Annotated in this window: 19 protein-coding genes; 8 read left to right on the top strand and 11 right to left on the bottom strand. The window is 73.1% G+C overall.

Going from position 1 to position 19665, the window contains the following annotated elements; translation table 11 throughout:
- From CW362_RS38645 to pdhA, 3 genes are all read right to left on the bottom strand, one after another.
- Positions 1 to 486 (bottom strand): biotin/lipoyl-containing protein (locus CW362_RS38645; RefSeq protein WP_338069097.1); only part of this gene is annotated, 486 nt, incomplete at its 3' end.
- A complete protein-coding gene (locus CW362_RS38640; protein ID WP_103554265.1) occupies positions 486 to 1490 on the bottom strand; it encodes an alpha-ketoacid dehydrogenase subunit beta in 1005 nt (334 codons plus the stop codon). The genes CW362_RS38645 and CW362_RS38640, both read right to left, overlap by 1 nt.
- Positions 1487 to 2656 (bottom strand): pyruvate dehydrogenase (acetyl-transferring) E1 component subunit alpha, encoded by a 1170-nt coding sequence (pdhA, locus tag CW362_RS38635; RefSeq protein WP_103554264.1) that lies wholly within the window; start codon positions 2654 to 2656, stop codon positions 1487 to 1489. Before pdhA ends, CW362_RS38640 begins: the two co-directional genes overlap by 4 nt.
- Positions 2657 to 2830: 174 nt before the next feature.
- On the opposite strand from pdhA, the gene CW362_RS38630 reads away from it, so the two are divergent.
- Positions 2831 to 3376, top strand: coding sequence for an Lrp/AsnC family transcriptional regulator (locus tag CW362_RS38630; RefSeq protein WP_240658273.1), 546 nt, complete (start codon positions 2831 to 2833; stop codon positions 3374 to 3376).
- A 236-nt stretch (positions 3377 to 3612) separates the two neighbouring features.
- On the opposite strand, the gene CW362_RS38625 is transcribed toward CW362_RS38630, so the two are convergent.
- Together CW362_RS38625 and CW362_RS38620 are read right to left on the bottom strand one after the other, a co-directional pair.
- Positions 3613 to 4203: a TetR/AcrR family transcriptional regulator gene (locus CW362_RS38625; protein ID WP_103554263.1), complete on the bottom strand. Its 591-nt coding sequence runs from the start codon at positions 4201 to 4203 to the stop codon at positions 3613 to 3615.
- Entirely contained in the window at positions 4200 to 5714 is a 1515-nt protein-coding gene (locus tag CW362_RS38620) for a 3-hydroxyacyl-CoA dehydrogenase (protein ID WP_103554262.1), read from the bottom strand. The genes CW362_RS38625 and CW362_RS38620 overlap by 4 nt, the downstream gene beginning before the upstream one ends.
- Positions 5715 to 5862: 148 nt before the next feature.
- Between CW362_RS38620 and paaN the strand changes: the two genes are divergently transcribed.
- Positions 5863 to 7575, top strand: a complete 1713-nt coding sequence (gene paaN, locus CW362_RS38615) for a phenylacetic acid degradation protein PaaN (protein ID WP_103554261.1) — start codon at positions 5863 to 5865, stop codon at positions 7573 to 7575.
- A 12-nt stretch (positions 7576 to 7587) separates the two neighbouring features.
- Here the strand turns inward: paaN and CW362_RS38610 are convergent, their stop codons facing one another.
- From CW362_RS38610 to CW362_RS38600, 3 genes are read right to left on the bottom strand one after another with little or no spacing between them, the layout of a single operon-like run.
- Positions 7588 to 8337 (bottom strand): TrmH family RNA methyltransferase, encoded by a 750-nt coding sequence (locus CW362_RS38610; protein ID WP_103554260.1) that lies wholly within the window; start codon positions 8335 to 8337, stop codon positions 7588 to 7590.
- Positions 8334 to 9569 carry an HTTM domain-containing protein gene (locus CW362_RS38605; protein WP_103554259.1) on the bottom strand — a complete coding sequence of 412 codons (1236 nt, stop codon included), beginning with the start codon at positions 9567 to 9569 and terminating at the stop codon, positions 8334 to 8336. Before CW362_RS38605 ends, CW362_RS38610 begins: the two co-directional genes overlap by 4 nt.
- The gene (locus tag CW362_RS38600; protein ID WP_376450307.1) at positions 9566 to 10804 is read right to left on the bottom strand and encodes a DUF5819 family protein; all 1239 of its coding nucleotides are present in this window, start codon (positions 10802 to 10804) and stop codon (positions 9566 to 9568) included. Before CW362_RS38600 ends, CW362_RS38605 begins: the two co-directional genes overlap by 4 nt.
- Positions 10805 to 11066: 262 nt before the next feature.
- Here CW362_RS38600 and paaA point away from each other — a divergent pair, with 262 nt between their 5' ends.
- The 6 genes from paaA (at position 11067) to CW362_RS38570 (ending at position 16083) form a co-directional block, all read left to right on the top strand.
- On the top strand, positions 11067 to 12107 hold the full coding sequence (paaA, locus tag CW362_RS38595; RefSeq protein ID WP_103554258.1) for a 1,2-phenylacetyl-CoA epoxidase subunit PaaA: 1041 nt from the start codon (positions 11067 to 11069) through the stop codon (positions 12105 to 12107).
- Complete coding sequence (gene paaB, locus CW362_RS38590; RefSeq protein ID WP_103554257.1) at positions 12104 to 12391, top strand: 1,2-phenylacetyl-CoA epoxidase subunit PaaB; 288 nt, start codon at positions 12104 to 12106, stop codon at positions 12389 to 12391. Before paaA ends, paaB begins: the two co-directional genes overlap by 4 nt.
- A complete protein-coding gene (gene paaC, locus CW362_RS38585; protein ID WP_103554256.1) occupies positions 12388 to 13107 on the top strand; it encodes a 1,2-phenylacetyl-CoA epoxidase subunit PaaC in 720 nt (239 codons plus the stop codon). The genes paaB and paaC overlap by 4 nt, the downstream gene beginning before the upstream one ends.
- The gene (gene paaD / locus CW362_RS38580) at positions 13101 to 13634 is read left to right on the top strand and encodes a 1,2-phenylacetyl-CoA epoxidase subunit PaaD (protein WP_103554255.1); all 534 of its coding nucleotides are present in this window, start codon (positions 13101 to 13103) and stop codon (positions 13632 to 13634) included. Before paaC ends, paaD begins: the two co-directional genes overlap by 7 nt.
- Positions 13634 to 14698, top strand: coding sequence for a 1,2-phenylacetyl-CoA epoxidase subunit PaaE (gene paaE / locus CW362_RS38575; protein WP_103554254.1), 1065 nt, complete (start codon positions 13634 to 13636; stop codon positions 14696 to 14698). The genes paaD and paaE overlap by 1 nt, the downstream gene beginning before the upstream one ends.
- Before the next feature lie 251 nt (positions 14699 to 14949).
- Positions 14950 to 16083 carry an acyl-CoA dehydrogenase family protein gene (locus tag CW362_RS38570; RefSeq protein WP_103554253.1) on the top strand — a complete coding sequence of 378 codons (1134 nt, stop codon included), beginning with the start codon at positions 14950 to 14952 and terminating at the stop codon, positions 16081 to 16083.
- Between the two features lie 75 nt (positions 16084 to 16158).
- Here the strand turns inward: CW362_RS38570 and CW362_RS38565 are convergent, their stop codons facing one another.
- The 3 genes from CW362_RS38565 to CW362_RS38550 form a co-directional block, all read right to left on the bottom strand.
- Positions 16159 to 16506, bottom strand: a complete 348-nt coding sequence (locus CW362_RS38565) for a rhodanese-like domain-containing protein (RefSeq protein ID WP_103554252.1) — start codon at positions 16504 to 16506, stop codon at positions 16159 to 16161.
- 36 nt (positions 16507 to 16542) lie between these two features.
- Entirely contained in the window at positions 16543 to 17586 is a 1044-nt protein-coding gene (locus tag CW362_RS38560; RefSeq protein ID WP_240658272.1) for a hypothetical protein, read from the bottom strand.
- Positions 17587 to 17768: 182 nt separating this feature from the next.
- The gene (locus tag CW362_RS38550) at positions 17769 to 19211 is read right to left on the bottom strand and encodes a DUF2252 domain-containing protein (protein WP_103554266.1); all 1443 of its coding nucleotides are present in this window, start codon (positions 19209 to 19211) and stop codon (positions 17769 to 17771) included.
- Between the last annotated feature and the right edge of the window lie 454 nt (positions 19212 to 19665).

Here is a 19665-nt window from a genome sequence, read left to right as displayed (position 1 = left end):
GGCACCGACGGGTTCGGCACGGCCCGGCTCGGGCCGTGCGTGCGGGGCACCCGTGCCCGCCGGGGCCGGCGCGCCGGACGGCCCGCCGGCCGGGGTGCCGCCGCCCGGGACGCCGCCCGCGGGCCGCACCCTGCGGCGGCGCGCCGGGGGCGCTCCCGTGCCGTATCCCACCAGCACGTTCCCGGAGCCCTCGTCGCTCCGGTCGTCCTGGCCGCTCCCGCCGTCCCCGTCCGCGGACGGGGTGCCCACGGCGACGGTCAGCAGCGGTGCCCCGACGGGCAGTTCCGTGCCCTCCTCGCCGAAGCGGGCGGTGACCACGCCGCCGTAGGGACAGGGGACCTCGACCATCGCCTTGGCCGTCTCGACCTCGACGACGAGCTGGTCGACGGCGACGACGTCACCGACCTCCACCAGCCAGCGGACGATCTCCGCCTCGGTGAGACCCTCCCCGAGGTCGGGGAGCTTGAACTCCAGCACCTGTGCCATCAGCTCTGCGCCTCCCATTGCAGACGTCCCACGGCGTCCAGGATCCGGTCGACGCCGGGCAGGTGGTGCCTCTCCAGCATCGGCGGCGGATACGGGATGTCGAACCCGGCGACGCGCAGCACCGGCGCCTCCAGGTGGTGGAAGCAGCGCTCCGTGACGCGGGCCGCGATCTCCCCGCCCGGTCCGCCGAACCCGGTCGACTCGTGCACGACGACCGCTCGTCCGGTCCGCCGCACCGATGCCGCGACCGTCTCGTCGTCGAACGGCACGAGAGAGCGCAGGTCGACGACTTCGAGGTCCCAGCCCTCGGCCCGCGCCGCCTCGGCGGCTTCGAGGCAGACGGGCACGGACGGCCCGTACGTGATCAGCGTGGCGCTCCGGCCCTGGCGCCGCACCACCGCGCGGCCTATCGGCTCGACGGCCGACGGCTCGTCCGGGTTCCAGGAATCCTTCGACCAGTACAGCCTCTTGGGCTCCAGGAAGACCACCGGGTCGTCCGAGGCGATGGCCTCCCGCAGCAGCCCGTAGGCGTCGGAGACCGTCGCGGGCATGACGACGTGGAGGCCCGGGGTGGCCATGTAGTACGCCTCGGAGGAGTCGCTGTGGTGCTCGACGCCGCCGATGCCGCCGCCGTAGGGGACGCGGATCGTGATGGGCAGGGGCATGGCGCCCCGCGTGCGGTTGCGCATCTTCGCCACGTGCGAGAGCAGTTGCTCGAACGCCGGGTAGGCGAACGCGTCGAACTGCATCTCCACGACCGGCCGCAGGCCGTACATGGCCATGCCGACCGCCGCGCCGAGGATGCCCGCCTCGGCGAGCGGGGTGTCCGTGCAGCGGTCGTCGCCGAACTCCTTGGCGAGTCCGTCGGTGACGCGGAAGACACCGCCGAGGGTGCCGACGTCCTCGCCCATGACGTGGACGGTCGGATCGGCGGCCATGGCGTCGCGCAGGGCGCGTCCGAGCGCCTGCGCCATGGTGGCCGGCTTGAGGGCAACCGTGGTCATCGCCCGGCTCCTTCCGGGCCGTGCGGGCCCGCTCCGGGCGTGCCGTCCGCCTCGGCGTCCAGCTCCGCCCTCAACTGACTCTCCTGCTCAAGCAGTTGAGGAGTGGGGTGGGCATACACGTGGGCGAACAGGTCCATGGGGTCGAGCACCGGGTCCTGGTTCATGCGCTCACGCAGGTCCGCGGCCATCGCCTCGGCGTCGTCGCGCACGGCCTGGAGGGCGGCCTCGTCGAGCAGACCGCGCTCGGTCAGCTCGCGCTCCACCAGCGCAACGGGGTCGTGGGCGCGCCAGGTCTCGACCTCGGCGTCGCCCCGGTAGCGGGTGGCGTCGTCGGCGTTGGTGTGGGCGTCGATGCGGTACGTCACGGCCTCGACGAGGGTGGGACCGCCGCCCGCCCGCGCGTGGGCGACGGCCTCGCTCAGGACCTGGTGCACGGCCACCGCGTCGTTGCCGTCGACCAGACGGCCCGGCATCCCGTAGCCGACGGCCTTGTGGGCCAGCGACGGGGCGGCGGTCTGCTTGGCGAGCGGGACGGAGATGGCGAAGCCGTTGTTCTGCACGAGGAAGACGACCGGCGCCTGCCACACGGCGGCGAAGTTCAGCGCCTCGTGGAAGTCGCCCTCGCTGGTGCCGCCGTCGCCGACCAGGGCGAGCGCGACCACGTCGTCGCCCTTGAGGCGGGCGGCGTGCGCGAGGCCCACGGCGTGCGGGAGCTGGGTGGCGAGCGGGGTGCACAGGGGCGCGATCCGGTGCTCGCGCGGGTCGTAGCCGGTGTGCCAGTCGCCGCGCAGGAGCGTGAGGGCCTGGACCGGGTCGAGGCCGCGGGCGACGGCGGCGAGGGTGTCGCGGTAGCTCGGGAAGAGCCAGTCGCGCTCCTCCAGCACGAGCGCGGCGGCGACCTCGCAGGCCTCCTGCCCGGTGCTGGACGGGTACACGGCGAGACGGCCCTGCTTGGTGAGGGCGGTGGCCTGGACGTTGTAGCGGCGGCCGCGCACCAGCTCCGCGTGCAGGCGGCGCAGCAGGGCGGGATCGACCTTGGCGGCGGCGTCGGTGCCGAGGACGCGATGGGGCAGCGCGTCGGGCAGCAGCGGCGCGGGGTCGGTGCGGGGCTGCCAGGCGGGCGGCGGCGTGGGCCGGTAGGCCCCTCGCTGCTCCATGACCGTCATGACGGCACCTCCTCGTGGGAGCGGCTCCGGACGCGTCACGGGTGTGACGCGCCTCACCTACCGATTGTTCGGTCGTCGGCACATTTTGGCTACAGGCGCCGCCAGGCTGTGGACAAACGGTTCTGCGCGGCCTGAGATGGATGCAGTACGTCCATGGTAGGGAGGCGGGGGGACATGGCACCTGAACAAATGGCCGAGCCGCCGGAGGCCGGATCCTCCGTGCCGGCCACGCCGCCCGTGCCGCCCGCGCCCTCCGCGCCGCCCTTGCCGCCCGCCCGTCCGCTCGACGCGATCGACCAGGACATCCTGCACATGCTGCAGGCGGACGGCCGTGCCTCCATCCGTTCCGTGGCCGAGCGGGTCCACGTGTCGCGGGCCAACGCCTACGCGCGGATCAACCGCCTCATCGAGGACGGCGTGATCCGCGGCTTCGGGGCGCGCGTCGACCACGAGCGCGCGGGACAGGGCACCTCGGCGTACATCACGCTCAAGATCGTGCAGAACTCCTGGCGCACGGTGCGGGAGCGGCTGAGGGTGCTCCCCGGGGCCTCGCACATCGCCCTGGTGGGCGGCGACTTCGACGTGCTCCTGCTGGTGCACACGCCGGACAACCGGGCCCTGCGCGAACTGGTGCTGACCCGGCTCCAGGCCATCCCGGAGGTGCTCAGCAGCAGGACCCTGCTGGTCTTCGAGGAGGAGGACCTGGAGCCGGAGGGCTGACGCCCCGGCTCACGGCCCGCGACGCCCGCCCACGGGAGCGGCCCGGCACGGCCTCGGGTTCGAAGCGGTCCGACGGCACACGGCCGTGAGGCGGGCCGGCCCAGGACGTGGAGCGGCCCAAGGCCCGGCCCAGGGCGTGGGACGGTCCGGCGGCACGCGCACCGCCCGGGTCCGGGCCCTGGTCCGGGCCCGGAGACATCGGCCGGGCCCGGACGCCGTCGGCCCCGGGGCCGGACTCAGCGCTCCTGCCGGAGCCCTCCGAAGACCAGCACCACCACGGCGTCGGCCACCTCTCGCGCGCCCATGCCCCGCGCGTCGGGGCGGTACCACTCCACGAGCGAGTTGATCATTCCGAAGACCAGCCGGGTCGCGAGCCTGACCTCCACGTCACCGCGTACGTCCCCGTCCGCGGCCGCGGCCTTCAGGAGGTCGGCGACCCGGTGGTCGAAGTCGCGGCGCCGCTCCAGGGCCCACCGCTCGGTGTCCGTGTTGCCGCGCACCCGCAGGAGCAGCGTCACGTAGGGCAGCTCGGAGGTGAGTACCTCGACCATGCGCCGCACCACGTACTCCAGGCGCTCCACCGCACGCCCCACGCGCGCGTGCTCCTCGTCGAGGATCTCGAAGAGCCCGTCCAGCGCCCGGCTCACCGCGCGCCGCAGCAGCTCCTCCTTGCCCGAGACGTGGTGGTAGATCGACGACTTGGAGATGCCCGCCGCCCTGGACAGGTGCTCCATGGAAGTGCCGTCGTAGCCGCGTTCGTTGAAGACCTGGACGGCGACGGAGAGCAGCGTCTCGGGGGTGTACGTGTCCCGTTTGGCGGTGGTCACCGGGTGTCCTCCCGCTTCTCGTCGGCGTACGCGTGGCGGTAGAGCGCCAGCGAGGGGGCGTAGCGCCCCGAGGGGTCACGCTCGTGCAGTTCGTCCAGGACGTCGTACGACCAGCTCGCGCCGAGCCTGCGACTCCACTCGAAGGGGCCGAGGGGGTAGTTGACGCCGAGGCGCATCGCGGTGTCGATGTCCTCCTCGGTGGCCACGCCCTTGGCGACCGCGTCGTGGGCGAGGTCGACGATCCGGGCCACCGTGCGGGCGACGATCATGCCGGGGCAGTCCCCGATCACACTGACCTCCTTGCCCAGCGCCTGGAAGAGGCCGACGGCCTCGGAGAGGGTCTGGGGGGCGGTGTCCTGGGCCGTCGACAGGGCGATCCGGGTGGCCTCGCGGTAGTCGAGCGCGAGGTCGAAGTAGACGACGTCGCGGAACTCGACCGAGGTCTGGCCGTCGGCGAGGACCAGCTGGCCGCCGCTCGGCAGCACCAGGCGGGTGCCGTTGTCCTCCTCGTCCTCGCGGACCTGGATGCCCGCCTCGCGGATCAGGTCGAGGACGTCGGCGGCGGGGCCCAGGTCGCCCTCGGCGACGACGTACGCGGGCGGCTGCTCCCTCTCCGCCGTGTGCGGCTCGGAGGGCTCGGCGCCGTCCCCGTAGTCGTACCAGCCGTGTCCCGTCTTGCGGCCGAGCCGGCCCGACTCGACGAGCCTTCGCTGGGCGAGCGAGGGCGTGAAGCGCACGTCCTGGAAGAAGGACCGCCACACGGAGTGCGTGACGGACTCGTTGACGTCCTGGCCGATCAGGTCGGTGAGTTCGAAGGCGCCCATCCGGAACCCGCCGGACTCGCGCAGGACCGCGTCGATGGTGGCGGGGTCGGCCGCCTGGGACTCGTGGACCGCGAAGGCCTCGGCGTAGAAGGGCCGCGCGATGCGGTTGACGATGAAACCGGGCGTGTCCGCGCAGGCGACGGGCGTCTTGCCCCAGGCGCGGGCCGTCTCGTACGCACGCGTGGCCGAGGTGACGTCGGTCGCGAACCCGGAGACGACCTCCACGAGGGGCAGCAGCGGCGCCGGGTTGAAGAAGTGCAGCCCGAGGAAACGGCCCGGGTTGCGCAGCGCGCCGCCGATGGCCGTGACGGACAGCGAGGAGGTGTTGGTGGCCAGCAGGCAGTCGTCCCCGACGACGTCCTCCAGCTCACCGAACAGCTTCTGCTTGACGTCGAGTTGTTCGAGCACCGCTTCGACGACGAGCGCGCAGTCGCCGAGGTCGGCGAGGCTCTCGGCGGGCCGGAGGCGGGCGCGCGCGGCGTCCCGGTCGGCGGCGGTGAGCCGGTCCTTCGCGACGAGCCGGTCGAGGCGGGCGCCGATCGCTTCGGCCGCCGCCGCGGCACGCCCGGGAACGGTGTCGTGGAGCAGTACCGGGTGGCCGGCCACCAGCGCGACCTGGGCGATGCCCTGGCCCATGGTGCCGGTGCCGACGACGGCCACGGGGCTGCTGAGGTCGAGTGCTGTCATGTGCGCGATCCTCCCGCACGCCGTTTTCCACAGATGCGGCGGTCCCCCTTGTCCCGACCGATCGTTCGGTTACTCTAACCCTGACTGTCCATTCCTGCCCAGCTCGCGAGCTCGACGAGGAGCTCTTGAGACGAGGAGTTGGTCCTTGATGGCCGCCGAACCCACCGCGCACCAGTTGATCGCCCAGCACCGGCCCACCCTGGACCAGGCGCTGGAAGCGATCCGTACCCGCGCGTACTGGTCCCCGCACCCCGAGCACCCCAAGGCGTACGGCGAGAACGGCAGCCTGGGCATGGCCGAGGGCAAAGCCGCCTTCGACGCCCTCCTCGGCACCCGCCTCGACCTGGGCCAGCCCGGCACGGACGACTGGGTCGGGGGCGAGGTGTCGCCGTACGGCATCGAGCTGGGCGTCACGTACCCGCACGCGGACATCGACACCCTGCTGCCCGCCATGCGCGCGGGACAGCGTGCCTGGCGCGACGCGGGCGCGGAGATCCGCGCCGTGGTCTGTCTGGAGATCCTCAAGCGGATCAGCGACCGCACCCACGAGTTCGCGCACGCGGTCATGCACACCAGCGGCCAGGCCTTCATGATGGCGTTCCAGGCGGGCGGCCCGCACGCGCAGGACCGCGGCCTGGAGGCGGTGGCCTACGCCTATGCGGAGCAGGTCCGCACCCCCGACACCGCGGAGTGGAGCAAGCCCCAGGGCAAGCGCGACCCGCTCGCGCTCACCAAGCAGTTCACCCCCGTCCCGCGCGGCATCGCGCTGATGATCGGCTGCAACACCTTCCCGACGTGGAACGGCTACCCGGGCCTGTTCGCCTCCCTGGCCACGGGCAACGCGGTCCTGGTCAAGCCCCACCCGCGCGCGGTGCTCCCGCTCGCGCTCACCGTGCAGGTCGCGCGCGAGGTGCTCGCCGGGGCGGGCTTCGACCCGAACCTGGTGGCGCTCGCCGCCGAGCGTCCCGGCGAGGGCATCGCGAAGACGCTGGCCACCCGCCCCGAGATCCGCATCGTCGACTACACCGGCTCCACCGCCTTCGGCGACTGGCTGGAGGCCAACGCCCGCCAGGCGCAGGTCTACACGGAGAAGGCCGGCGTCAACACGGTGATCGTGGAGTCGACCGCCGACTACAAGGGGATGCTGTCCAACCTGGCGTTCTCCCTGTCGCTCTACAGCGGCCAGATGTGCACCACCCCGCAGAACCTGCTGATCCCGCGCGAGGGCATCTCCACGGACGAGGGCCACAAGTCCTACGACGAGGTCACCGCCGATCTCGCGAAGTCCGTCGGCGGGCTCCTCGGCGACGACGCCCGCGCGAACGCGCTGCTCGGCGCCATCGTGAACCCGGACGTCAAGGCCCGGCTGGAGGCCGCCGCCGGACTCGGCGAGGTGGCCCTGCCCTCACGGCAGATCGAGAACCCGGAGTTCCCCGGTGCCGTCGTGCGCTCGCCGCTGATCGTGAAGCTCGACGGCGCGCGCAAGTACTGGGAGAACGGCGGCAGCGACGACGAGGCCGCCTACATGAGCGAGTGCTTCGGTCCGGTCTCCTTCGCCGTCGCGGTCGACTCGGCCGCCGACGCCGTGGCACTGCTGCGGCGCACCACCCGGGACAAGGGCGCGATGACCGTCGGCGCCTACACCACCGACGAGGCGTTCGAGCGCGAGGTGCAGGAGGCCTGCCTGGAGGAGTGCGCCCAGCTCTCCCTGAACCTCACGGGCGGGGTCTACGTCAACCAGACGGCCGCGTTCTCGGACTTCCACGGCTCGGGCGGCAACGGCGCGGCCAACGCGGCGCTGTGCGACGGGGCGTTCGTGGCGAACCGCTTCCGGGTGATCGAGGTCCGCCGGGAGGCGTGAGCCCGGCGCTCTCTAAGCCGGTGCGTCCCCCGCGGCGCTCCAGTGGAACAGCGTCATGGCCACACTGGTCGCGAGGTTGTAGCTGGAGACCTGGGGACGCATCGGCAGCGAGACCAGACGGTCGGCCCGGGAGCGCAGTTCGGCGGACAGCCCGCTGCGCTCCGAGCCGAAGGCGAGCAGGGCGTCGTCGGGCAGCTTCGTCCCCCGGATGTCCTCGCCCTCGGGGTCGAGCGCGAACACCGGTCCCGCCGGCAGCTCGTCCACCGTCAGGCGCTCCACGGCGGTCGCGAAGTGCAGGCCGGCCCCGCCCCGTACGACCGTGGGGTGCCAGGGGTCGAGCGTGCCCGTGGTGACCACCCCGGTCGCACCGAAGCCCGCCGCGAGCCGGATCACCGCTCCGGCGTTGCCGAGGTTGCGCGGATTGTCGAGGACGACCACGGGCGCGGTACGGGGCACCCGGGCCAGTGTCTCCAGGTTGGCGGCCCGGGAGGGGCGTACGGCGAGAGCCGCCACCGAGGTGGGGTGCGGACGCGGCACGAGGGCCGTGAACGCCGTCTCCGGGATCTCGGTCAGGAGCTCGTCGAGAGCGGCGCGCACGTCGGGGGCGAGCTCGTCGGCCAGTTCGAGGACCGCCCGCCGGTCGGTCGTGACGGCGACCGGGACGCGCGCCCCGAAGCGCACCGCGTGCTTGAGGGCGTGGAAGCCGTCGAGCAGGACGGAGTCGTCGAAGAGCTGGCGCCAGACACGTACCGGGTCGTTCATGCGGTGAAGCCTACGTGCGCCCGCTCGGGCTCCTCCGGGACGTCCGACGCGGGTTCTCCGGGCCCCGCAGCCCCCTGCTGACCGCCACCGGGAAACAGCCGGTCACGCGCGCGTGCGACCCGTCCGCCCAGGCGCCGCAGGAAGGACGTCGGCAGGAACACGGCGTCCGCGGCGATCATCGCGAGCGAGAAGAACGGCAGCCCGAGGACCACGGCGATCACGGCGTGCTCGGTCATCATCGCCACCAGCAGGACGTTCTTGACCCGCCGGTTGAACAGCGTGAAGGGGAAGGCGACCTGTACGAGGACCGTCCCGTACGTCACCAGCATCACGATCGAGCCGTGCGCGGACATCAGGTCGGACAGGGCCGGCCACGGGGAGAAGGAGTCCAGGTGGAGGGGGTAGTAGACGGCGGTGCCGTCCTGCCAGCGCGAGCCCTGGATCTTGTACCAGCCGGCGGTCGCGTAGATCAGGCACGCCTCGGCCATGACGATCATCAGGGCCGCGTTGTGCACGAGGTTCGCGACGACGTCCAGCAGGACGCGCGGCTCCGCGGTGCGGGCGAACCGGCCGACGGACCACCACAGGGCCTGCACCGCCCACAGCCCCCAGAAGACCGTGAGCCAGCCGCCCAGGACACCCCCGTCGATCCGTCCCGCGCCCGTCGCCACCGCCAGCGCGATCCCGAGCCCCGCCCACAGCGCGGGGCCCCCTCGTCCGGGCCCGGTCCACTCCCCGCGCGCGTACGCCTCACGGTCGAGGCGGTCCCGCCGCGCGTCGAGGGACCACACCCGGCCGCAGCGGATGAACACCAGGTAGACCGACATCAGATGGAGGACGTTGTCCCCGCCGTCCCCGATGAAGACACTGCGGTTCTGCAGGGACAGCACACCGATCATGAAGAGCACCGACATCGCGCGGGTCCGCCACCCCACCAGCAGCAGGGCGCTGGAGACGACGGCGAGGGCGTAGACGGTCTCGAACCACACCTGGCTGTCGGACCACGTCAGGACCGTGAAGGCGTGGTTGTTCGCGACGAGCTGCCGGGCGAGGTCCCAGCTCCAGGGCGCGTCGGGCCCGTACATCTCCTGGCGGTGGGGGTACTCGCGCAGCAGGAACAGCAGCCAGGTGCCGGCGAAGCCGATACGGATCACGGCGCTCTGGTACGGGCCGAGGGCGGACTCGGTGACCCGGCCGATGCCGCGCGCGATCGTCGGAGCGAATCGGTTCATCGGGCGCCCGCCTCCGTCAGCCCGTCCGTGCGGTCGCCGCCGGGAACCGCCCACCAGGGCAGCTCACGGACGACGGGCCGGTCGGACACCTTCTCGCCGCTCCACCGGGGCGGCGGCACGTCGGTGGTGAGGGAGCGGAACTGGACGCGTTCGACGACGGCGCCCTCGCCGCCCGCGTGCTCGCGGTACAGCCGCAGCACGCCGATGCGGCGCAGGTAGCGCTCCGAGAGGTCGCCGCGCAGGCCCAGCGGGCGGTTCTCGCCGTCGTGCGTGCCGACGTAGAGGTCCCAGGCGCGGCGCAGTTCGTTCTGCTGGGTGTGGCTGGGCAGCGGATTTCCGTCTATGGCCAGCCCGTCGAGCGCGGACAGGTCGTACCAGCCGGTCTCGCGGCTGGTGCCGTCCTCCGCGCGGACCAGGGCACGGACCTGGACCGCGATGTCCTGCTGCAACGGGTTGGGGGCGAAGAGCTTCCAGTTCTGCTCGAACTCGGGGTAGATCCAGTCGTCGATCGCGCGGCCGTGCTGCTTCGTCACCGTGTTCGAGGGCGCGACGTGCAGGAACACCATGCCGAGGTGCACGCAGGAGACGACGGCCACGAGGGCCAGGGCGAGGGCCGCGGCGATCTGATGGGGAAGGGGGAGGGCCGCGAGGCCCACGGGGGCCCCGGCCTCCGGGCGGCCGGGCTCCCCGGGCCGCTCCGGGGACGCCGGCGCGGACGCGGACGCGTCGGGCCCGTCCCCGTCGAAGCCGGAGAGGGTGACGACGAGCGGGCCGCCCGCCTCGGGCCCCGGCGGAGGCAGGGCCCCGGACGCGGCGTCCTCGGGGCCGACGGGATCGCCACCCCCGGTGTACGGCCCCTCGGTGTACGGCCCCCCGGTGTCCGTGGGAGCGAGGGTCCCGGACCCGGCCGTCCCGCGGTCCACGGGAACGTCCGCCCCGGACCGCGGCCGCCCGGACTCCGCGGGCGCACCCTCCTCGGCCGCACCCGTGCCGGGCCCGGTCGCCCCGGGCCCCGGACCGGGCGCCGCCTCGGACGAGGTGTCCTCCAGGCCGTCGCTCCCGGACTCCGGGGAAGGCCCCGTCCCGGTCCGCGGGACATCGGTCCGGGCGCCGTCCGCCGCCTCGCCGGCCGGCCGCGGGCCGGGGAACGGCGCGGCGCCGGTGGCACCGGGCGCGTCCTCTTCGGGCGCGACCGAACCCGGCTCCCGCGTCGAGCCCTCGTCCCTCGCGTCCATCCCGCCCCGATCCCTGGTCCCGGATCCGACTGCCGTCCGCCGGACTGCGGGCACCGTACCGCCACGGCGCACCGCGCCACGGCGTTCGCAAGCGAACCGTACTCAGAGCTCGCCGTCCGGCACAGCCCCGCGCGTCCCCGCGGACACGCCGACGCGCACGAGGTCATCCACAGCGGTTGACACCGCACGGCGCCCGGCCGACCATTGTTGCGAATGGACCGAACGATCGGTCGGTCGGGAGCGAGAGGTCGAGGGGGACCGCATGGCGACAGCATCAGCGCACCACACGGCCCGCACACAGGCGGACGAAGCCGCCGACGAGGCGGCACGCACGGCGGCATACGAGGTCGTCTTCGACGCCGCGGTGGCGGCCGACGAACGCATCGAGCCCCGTGACTGGATGCCCGACGCCTACCGCTCGACCCTGGTCCGCCAGATCGCGCAGCACGCCCACTCCGAGATCATCGGCATGCAGCCGGAGGCCAACTGGATCACGCGCGCGCCCTCGCTGCGCCGCAAGGCGATCCTGATGGCGAAGGTCCAGGACGAGGCGGGACACGGGCTGTACCTGTACAGCGCGGCCGAGACGCTCGGCGTCAGCCGTGACGAACTGCTGGACAAGCTGCACTCCGGCCGCCAGAAGTACTCCTCGATCTTCAACTACCCGACGCTGACGTGGGCGGACGTCGGCGCCATCGGCTGGCTCGTGGACGGCGCCGCGATCACCAACCAGGTCCCCCTGTGCCGCTGCTCGTACGGCCCGTACGCGCGCGCCATGATCCGCGTGTGCAAGGAGGAGTCCTTCCACCAGCGCCAGGGGTACGAACTGCTGCTGGCCCTGAGCCAGGGCACCCCCGAGCAGCACGCGATGGCCCAGGACGCGGTCGACCGCTGGTGGTGGCCCTCCCTGATGATGTTCGGCCCGCCCGACGACGAGTCCTCGCACTCCGCCCAGTCGATGGCGTGGAAGATCAAGCGCCACTCGAACGACGAGCTGCGCCAGCGCTTCGTCGACATCGCCGTCCCCCAGGCCGAGTCGCTCGGCCTGACCCTGCCCGACCCCGACCTCGTCTGGAACGAGGAGCGCGGCCACCACGACTTCGGCGCCATCGACTGGACGGAGTTCTGGGACGTCCTCAAGGGCAACGGCCCGTGCAACGACCAGCGGATCACCCAGCGCCGGCGCGCCCACGAGGAGGGCGCGTGGGTGCGGGAAGCGGCCGCCGCGTACGCGGACAAGCACACGAACCGGGCCGTCGGCTCCACGAGCACGACCGGTGAGACAGGAGCGACCCGAGCATGACGAACACCGACTGGCCGCTGTGGGAGGTCTTCGTGCGCTCGCGCCGCGGGCTGTCGCACACCCACGCCGGCAGCCTGCACGCGCCGGACGCCGAGCTGGCGCTGCGCAACGCACGCGACCTGTACACCCGCCGCGGCGAGGGCGTCTCGATCTGGGTCGTCCCCTCGGCGGCGATCACCGCGTCCTCGCCCGACGAGAAGGACCCGTTCTTCGAGCCGTCCGCGGACAAGCCCTACCGCCACCCGACGTTCTACGAGATCCCGGAAGGGGTGAAGCACCTGTGACGCTCACCGTGAACACCGCGGCCGCCCTGGCCCTCGGCGACGACGCCCTGGTGCTCTCGCACCGGCTGGGGGAGTGGGCGGGCCACGCGCCCGTCCTCGAAGAGGAAGTCGCCCTGGCCAACATCGCGCTGGACCTGCTCGGCCAGGCCCGGGTCCTGCTGTCCATGGCCGGTGACGAGGACGAGCTGGCGTACCTCCGCGAGGAGCGCGCCTTCCGCAACCTCCAGCTCGTCGAGCAGCCGAACGGCGACTTCGCCCACACCATCGCCCGCCAGCTCTACTTCTCGACCTACCAGCGGCTGCTCTACACGCAGCTGGCCTCCGGGGACGGCGAGTTCGCCCCCCTCGCCGCGAAGGCCGTCAAGGAGGTCGCCTACCACCAGGACCACGCCGAGCACTGGACCCTGCGCCTCGGCGACGGCACGGACGAGAGCCACGAGCGGATGAGCCGGGCGTGCCAGGCCCTGTGGCGCTTCACGGGCGAGATGTTCCAGCCGCTCGACGGCGTCGGTGTCGACTGGGACGGGATGCGGGCCGCCTGGCTGGAGTCCGTGGGGGACACCCTGCGCCGTGCCACGCTGACCGTCCCCGAAGGGCCGCAGACCGGGGCGTGGACGGCCGGCGCCGGACGCCAGGGCCTGCACACCGAGTCCTTCGGACGGATGCTCGCCGAGATGCAGCACCTGCACCGCAGCCACCCGGGGGCGTCATGGTGACGACCACCGCCCTGGAGGAGGAGCTGCGCAGACTGGCCGGTTCCGTTCCCGACCCCGAGCTGCCCGTGCTCACCCTGGACGACCTCGGCGTACTGCGCGCCGTCCATGTCCGGGACGCGGACAGCGTCGAGGTCGAGCTGACCCCGACCTACACCGGCTGCCCGGCTGTCGAGGCCATGTCCACGGACATCGAGCGGGTGCTCCACGAGCACGGCATACGCGAGGTGTCCGTGCGCACGGTGCTCAGTCCCGCCTGGTCCACCGACGACATCTCGGACGAAGGCCGCCGCAAACTGCGGGAGTTCGGGATAGCACCGCCACGTGGCGGCCGCCCCTCCGGCCCGGTGGCCCTCGACCTGGGACCGACCCGGACGGCCGCGGACGGACCGGAGCCGGAGCCCGTCCGCTGCCCCTCCTGCGGATCGGCCGACACCGAGCTGCTCAGCCGCTTCTCCTCCACCGCGTGCAAGGCGCTGCGCCGCTGTCTGTCCTGCCGCGAACCGTTCGACCACTTCAAGGAGTTGTGATGGCCCGCTTCCACCCGCTCACGGTGGCCGCGGTCGACCGGATCACCGACGACTCCGTGGCCCTGACCTTCGCGGTGCCCGCGGAACTGCGCGAGGACTACCGGCATGCCGCCGGCCAGCATCTGGCACTGCGCCGCACGGTCGACGGCACGGAGATCCGCCGTACGTACTCCATCTGCTCACCGGCCCCCGCCCCCGACGGCGAGGCCCCGCGCACCCTGCGGGTCGGAGTGCGCCTGGTCGACGGAGGCGCGTTCTCGACGTACGCGCTCAAGGAGATCGCCGTGGGCGACAAGGTGGAGGTGATGGTCCCGGCGGGGCGCTTCACGCTGGAGCCCTCGGCCGGTCTGTACGCGGCGGTGGTGGGCGGCAGCGGGATCACCCCGGTGCTGTCGATCGTCTCGACCCTGCTGGCGCGGGAGCCGGACGCGAGCTTCTGTCTGATACGCAGCGACCGCACGTCGGCCTCGACGATGTTCCTGGAGGAGGTCGCCGACCTCAAGGACCGCTATCCGCAGCGGTTCCAGCTGGTGACGGTCCTCTCCCGGGAGGAGCAGCAGGCCGGGCTGCCGTCGGGGCGGCTCGACCAGGAGCGGCTGACCGGGCTGCTTCCGGCGCTGCTGCCCGTGGAGCGGGTGGCGGGATGGTTCCTGTGCGGGCCGCTGGGGCTCGTGGAGGGTGCCGAGCGGGCCCTGCGCGGGCTCGGGGTGTCCCGGAGCCGCATCCACGAGGAGATCTTCCACGTGGACGCCACGCCTGTCGCTCCCTCCGCCATACCGGCTCCCGCGCACAGCACGGTGACCGCGCGGCTCGACGGACGCGGCGGCACCTGGCCCGTCCAGGACGGCGAGTCCTTGCTGGACGCGGTGCTGCGCAACCGTCCGGACGCGCCCTACGCCTGCAAGGGCGGCGTGTGCGGCACCTGCCGGGCGTTCCTCGTCTCGGGCGAGGTGCGGATGGACCGCAACTTCGCCCTGGAACCGGAGGAGACGGAAGCCGGGTACGTACTGGCCTGCCAGTCGCATCCCGCCACGGAGAAGGTCGAGCTGGACTTCGACCGCTGAGACCGGCGGACACGCCTCGCCGACCGGGCCCGACGGGCGCCCCCCGATCGCCGGGCCCGGCCGGCACTCTCCGGACGATCGTCCCCTCGGGGTGGCCGTCCTCTCGGGGTGGCCTCCCCTGGAATGGCCGTCCCCGGGGTGGCCGGTCGTCTGCCGTTCCCTTCTCGTAGAACCTGTTCTATCTTGACGCTCCGTCAGATCAGGCTTCCTGTCTGGTCGTTGGTCCGGTGCGTGCGCGGGAGGACGGGATCGTGGACTTCACCTTCACCGAGGAGCAGCAGGCGGCGGTCGAGGCGGCGAAGGCGGTGTTCGCCGGGGTCTCCCCCGACGGTGTGCCCAGCCCCGCGCTCAGCCAGGGCGCCGTCGCCGAGGACTTCGACCGGCCCCTGTGGGCGAGGCTCGCCCGAGCGGACCTGCTGGGCCTGCTGCTCGACGAGGAGTCCGGCGGGGCGGGCCTCGACGCGGTCGCGCTGTGCCTCGTGCTGCGGGAGTCGGCGAGGGTGCTGGCACGGGTGCCGCTGCTGGAGAACAGCGCGGCGACGGCGGCCGTACAACGCTACGGCGGCGAGGAGTCGAGGGCGGAGCTGCCCGCACGGGCCGGCCGGGGCGAACTCGTGCTGACCGTCGCCGCCAGCGGAAGGACCGGCCACGATCCGGCCGAACTCGCCGTGACCGCACGGCGGGACGGCGCGGGATGGGTACTGGACGGCGTCCAGACGGCGGTTCCCTGGGCCTGCGACGCCGACCTCGTCGTCGTGCCCGCGCACACGGACACCGGCCGGTCCGTCCTCGCCCTGGTCCCCCGCGGCCACGAAGGGACCGCACTCGCCGAGCAGATCTCCACGACCGGCGAACGGCTCGGCGAACTGCGGCTGGAGTCCGCCCGGATCACCGCCCCCCATGTCATCGACGCGCCGGGGGCGTGGGAGTGGCTGCGCGACCTGCTGACCACCGGCACCTGCGCGCTGGCGCTCGGGCTCGGGGAGGAAGTGCTCCGGATGACGAGCGCCTACACGAGCAAGCGGGAACAGTTCGGGTTCCCGGTCGCCACGTTCCAGGCGGTCGCCGTTCAGGCCGCCGACCGCTACATCGACCTGCGCGCGATGGAGGCGACGCTCTGGCAGGCCGCGTGGCGGATCGGCACGGGAGCCGGGGGCGCGCTCCCGGCCCCCGGCGATGTCGCCGTCGCCAAGATCTGGGCGTCCGAAGGGGTACGCCGGGTCGTGCAGACCGCCCAGCATCTGCACGGAGGATTCGGCGCCGACACCGAGTACGCGCTGCACCGGTACCACGCCTGGGCCAAGCACCTGGAACTGTCGCTCGGACCGGCGGCGGCACACGAAGAGGCCCTGGGCGACCTGCTGGCGGCACACGCCCTGGGGTGAACGGGCCCGGACCCCGGACGTTCCCCGGGGCGAGCGGCCCGCACCACAGATGTTCCCCGGGGCGAGCGCCTCCGACTACAGGACGAAGCCGGGCTCGCCCTCGGCGTTCACGACCGGGCGCCCGGCGGCCTCCCAGATCTGCATGCCGCCCTCGACGTTCGCGGCGTCGATGCCCTGCTGGACCAGGTACATGGTGACCTGGGCCGAACGGCCGCCGGAGCGGCAGATCACGTTGACCCGGCCGTCCTGCGGGGCCGCCTCGGTCAGCTCGCCGAACCGGGCGACGAAGTCGCTCATGGGGATGTGCAGCGCCCCCTGGGCGTGACCCGCCTCCCACTCGTCGTTCTCCCGGACGTCCAGCAGGAAGTCGTCGACCGCGAGATCGCCGACCCCGACCGTGGGCACACCAGCTCCGAAACTCATGCCCCCGACGCTACCCGACCGCGCCCGATGCGAAGGTCAGGGAGCCTGGGAGATCAGCTCCGCCAGCTCGTGCTCGCGCTGGCCGACCTGCGTCAGCAGCTGTTCGGCGATCTCCTCCAGGAGGCGGTCCGGGTCCTCCGGCGCCAGCTTGAGCATGGCGCCGATGGCGCTCTCCTCCAGCTCGCGGGCGACGAGGGCGAGCATCTCCTTGCGCTGGGAGAGCCACTCGAGACGGGCGTAGAGCTCCTCGCTGCGGCTCGGCTTCCACTCCTCGGGCACGGGACCGGCGGCCCACTCCTCGGCCAGCTCCCGCAGCAGCCTCTCGTCGCCCCTGGTGTAAGCGATGTTCACCCGGGCGATGAACTCGTCACGCCGCTTGCGCTCGTTGTCGTCCTGCGCGAGATCCGGGTGGGCCTTGCGCACCAGCTCGCGGAAGAGCTTGCGGGCCTCCTCGCTGGGACGCACGCGCTGCGGGGGCTGCACGGGCTGGTCCGTGAGCATGGCCACGGCCTCGGGAAACAGGCCGTCCGAGTCCATCCAGCCGTGGAACAGCTCCTCGACACCGGGCATGGGCATGACCCGCGCCCGCGCCTCGTGCGCCTTGAACACGTCCTCCGGGTCGCCCGTGCGCGCGGCGCGCGCCTCGGCGATCTGGGCCTCCAGCTCGTCGAGACGGGAGTACATCGGACCGAGCTTCTGGTGGTGCAGCCGAGAGAAGTTGTCGACCTCGACGCGGAACGTCTCCACGGCGATCTCGAACTCGATCAACGCCTGCTCGGCCGCTCGCACGGCCCGTTCGAGGCGCGCCTCGGGCCGGTCCTCGTCACCGGGAGCCGGGCTCCGGCCTTCATCGGCCCGTGCCTCGCCCTGTCCGTCGGTCCGCCCCTCGTCCCACCCCTCCGTCCGGGCGTCGGAAGACGCGTCCGCCCCGTCGGCGCCCTCCGCGCCTTCCGGGCCGGCGAGGCGGCCGTCGTCGCCGGAGGAGGCGTGGGGCGTCTCGCCCTCCGGGGCACCGGAGTGCTCCCGGCCCCCCTCGAAGGCGGGCTCGGACTGACTCTGATCGGCTTCCGGGGTTGTCACCCGTCCAGCGTAGGCCACACTCCCCCGCGGCTCACCGCCTTCCCCGCCCCCACGGCCACCTGACCGGCCACAACGACCCCAATGCCCCCAACCACCCCGATCATCCCGCCCTCCCCGATCGACACCGCCGACGGAACGGGGACAAGGCCGCGGAAAGGATGGGCCGGGGCCGGGAACAAGGGTCACACCCCCGGTTCGGAAGCGATCCGTCCGCTTCGGACCGCCGCCGTCAGGGCCGCGTGGTCCGCCTCCGTGCGGTCCGCGTAGACGACGGCGAAGGAGGCGACGGCCTCGTCCAGCTCCTCGCTCTTGCCGCAGTACCCGGCTATCAGGCGGGGGTCGGCACTGTGGCTGTGGGCGCGTGCCAGCAGAGCGCCGGTCATGCGGCCGTAGTCGTCGATGTGGCCGGCGGCCAGCGCGGCGGGGTCGACGCTGCCCTTGCGGTTGCGGAACTGGCGCACCTGGTAGGGGAGCCCGTCGACCGAGGTCCAGCCGAGAAGGATGTCGCTGACGACCTGCATGCGCTTCTGGCCGAGGACGACACGGCGGCCCTCGTGAACCACCTCGGGCACCGGACGGCCGATGGTCGCCAGGTGCGGGAGGAGCGCCGAGGCGCGGGCCTCCTTGACCTGGAGGACCAGGGCCTCGCCACGGTGGTCCAGGAGCAGCACGACGTACGAGCGGGTGCCGACACTGCCGGTGCCGACGACGCGGAAGGCGACGTCGTGCACCGCGTAGCGGGCGAGCAGGGGGAGGCGGTCCTCGGAGAGTGTCGTCAGATAGTGGTCCAGGGACGCCGCGACCGCGGCCGCCTCCCGGTCGGGAACGCGGCGCAGCACGGGGGCCGCGTCGACGAAGCGGCGGCCGCCGCCCTCCACGGTCTCGGTCGACCTGGCGGCGAACCGCCCGCTGGTGTTGGCCCGCGCCTTCCGGGAGACCCGCTCCAGGGTGCCGAGCAGGTCGCGGGCGTCGGCGTGCGAGACGAGTTCCTCGTCGGCGATGGCGTTCCACGCGTCCAGCACCGGCAGTTTGGCCAGCAGGCGCATGGTGCGGCGGTAGGCGCCCACACAGTCGCGCGCGGCCGCGCGGCAGGTGTCCTCGTCGGCTCCGGCCTCCCGGCCCGCGAGCACGAGCGAGGTGGCGAGCCGCTTGAGGTCCCACTCCCAGGGGCCGTGCACCGTCTCGTCGAAGTCGTTCAGGTCGATGACCAGGCCGCCGCGCGCGTCCCCGTACAGACCGAAGTTCGCCGCGTGGGCGTCACCGCAGATCTGGGCATCGACACCGGTCATCGGGGTGCGGGCGAGGTCGTACGCCATGAGGCCCGCGCTGCCGCGCAGGAACGCGAAGGGCGTGGCCGCCATCCTGCCGACCCGTATCGGGGTGAGTTCGCGGATCCGGCCCCGGTTGGACTCCTCGACCGCGGTCACGGCGTCCGGCCGGTCGGCGTCCACCAGGAACTCGGCGTGCGCCGCGCGCGGAACCCGCCCGCGCAGGGCCTTCCCCTCCTCCTTGGGCGAGCCCTTCACCGGCCAGGCGGCGAATCCCGGAACGGCGAACCCCCGGGCTCCGAACACCTCGGCCGCCGGACCGTCCTCGGACGGGGGCAGCCCCCCGGTCTCCGCCATGGACGCACCCCCTCCGGGCTGTCCTCCGACGCGCTCCTGACGCACCGGACCGGCCTGCCCGACCAGCACCGTACGCTCCGTCGGCACCGTCCGCCGTTCCGCCCCCGCCGTACCGACATCGGTCATCACGACCGCCTCCCCCGCACACGAACATCAACTCGTGCCGACCGTACAGCCGGGCGGGAAAACGCGTCAGACCCTGTGGACAACTCCGCCGGCCCCGGAGCGGAAGCCGCGGACGCACCCGCGCGCGCCACCGGACCGGCGGCGTCGCACCGGCGGCACCAGGAACGACGGCACCAGGAACGGCCGAGCGCACCGGCGGCACCGTGAACACCCCGGCCACGGCAGGGGCACCCGGGGACGGTCCGGGTGGGTCACGCCGCGTCCGGGCCCGCTACCGCACCCGGCAGGGCCCGCCCTCCGGCAGGTACCGCTCCGCCCAGGAGCCCAG

The sequence above is a fragment of the Streptomyces populi genome, from assembly GCF_002911015.1.
GTDB classification, from domain to species: Bacteria; Actinomycetota; Actinomycetes; order Streptomycetales; family Streptomycetaceae; genus Streptomyces; species Streptomyces populi.
The sequence above is the reverse complement of the archived record's forward strand: the minus strand, read 5'-3'. Positions and strand labels throughout refer to the sequence as shown.

Coding starts and splice junctions, on each gene's coding strand:
- CW362_RS38640 (WP_103554265.1), bottom strand. CDS start 1,490: ATGACCACGGTTGCCCTCAAGCCGGCCACCATGGCGCAGGCGCTCGGA.
- pdhA (WP_103554264.1), bottom strand. CDS start 2,656: ATGACGGTCATGGAGCAGCGAGGGGCCTACCGGCCCACGCCGCCGCCC.
- CW362_RS38630 (WP_240658273.1), top strand. CDS start 2,831: ATGGCACCTGAACAAATGGCCGAGCCGCCGGAGGCCGGATCCTCCGTG.
- CW362_RS38620 (WP_103554262.1), bottom strand. CDS start 5,714: ATGACAGCACTCGACCTCAGCAGCCCCGTGGCCGTCGTCGGCACCGGC.
- paaN (WP_103554261.1), top strand. CDS start 5,863: ATGGCCGCCGAACCCACCGCGCACCAGTTGATCGCCCAGCACCGGCCC.
- CW362_RS38610 (WP_103554260.1), bottom strand. CDS start 8,337: ATGAACGACCCGGTACGTGTCTGGCGCCAGCTCTTCGACGACTCCGTC.
- CW362_RS38605 (WP_103554259.1), bottom strand. CDS start 9,569: ATGAACCGATTCGCTCCGACGATCGCGCGCGGCATCGGCCGGGTCACC.
- CW362_RS38600 (WP_376450307.1), bottom strand. CDS start 10,804: ATGGACGCGAGGGACGAGGGCTCGACGCGGGAGCCGGGTTCGGTCGCG.
- paaA (WP_103554258.1), top strand. CDS start 11,067: ATGGCGACAGCATCAGCGCACCACACGGCCCGCACACAGGCGGACGAA.
- paaB (WP_103554257.1), top strand. CDS start 12,104: ATGACGAACACCGACTGGCCGCTGTGGGAGGTCTTCGTGCGCTCGCGC.
- paaD (WP_103554255.1), top strand. CDS start 13,101: ATGGTGACGACCACCGCCCTGGAGGAGGAGCTGCGCAGACTGGCCGGT.
- paaE (WP_103554254.1), top strand. CDS start 13,634: ATGGCCCGCTTCCACCCGCTCACGGTGGCCGCGGTCGACCGGATCACC.
- CW362_RS38565 (WP_103554252.1), bottom strand. CDS start 16,506: ATGAGTTTCGGAGCTGGTGTGCCCACGGTCGGGGTCGGCGATCTCGCG.
- CW362_RS38550 (WP_103554266.1), bottom strand. CDS start 19,211: ATGGCGGAGACCGGGGGGCTGCCCCCGTCCGAGGACGGTCCGGCGGCC.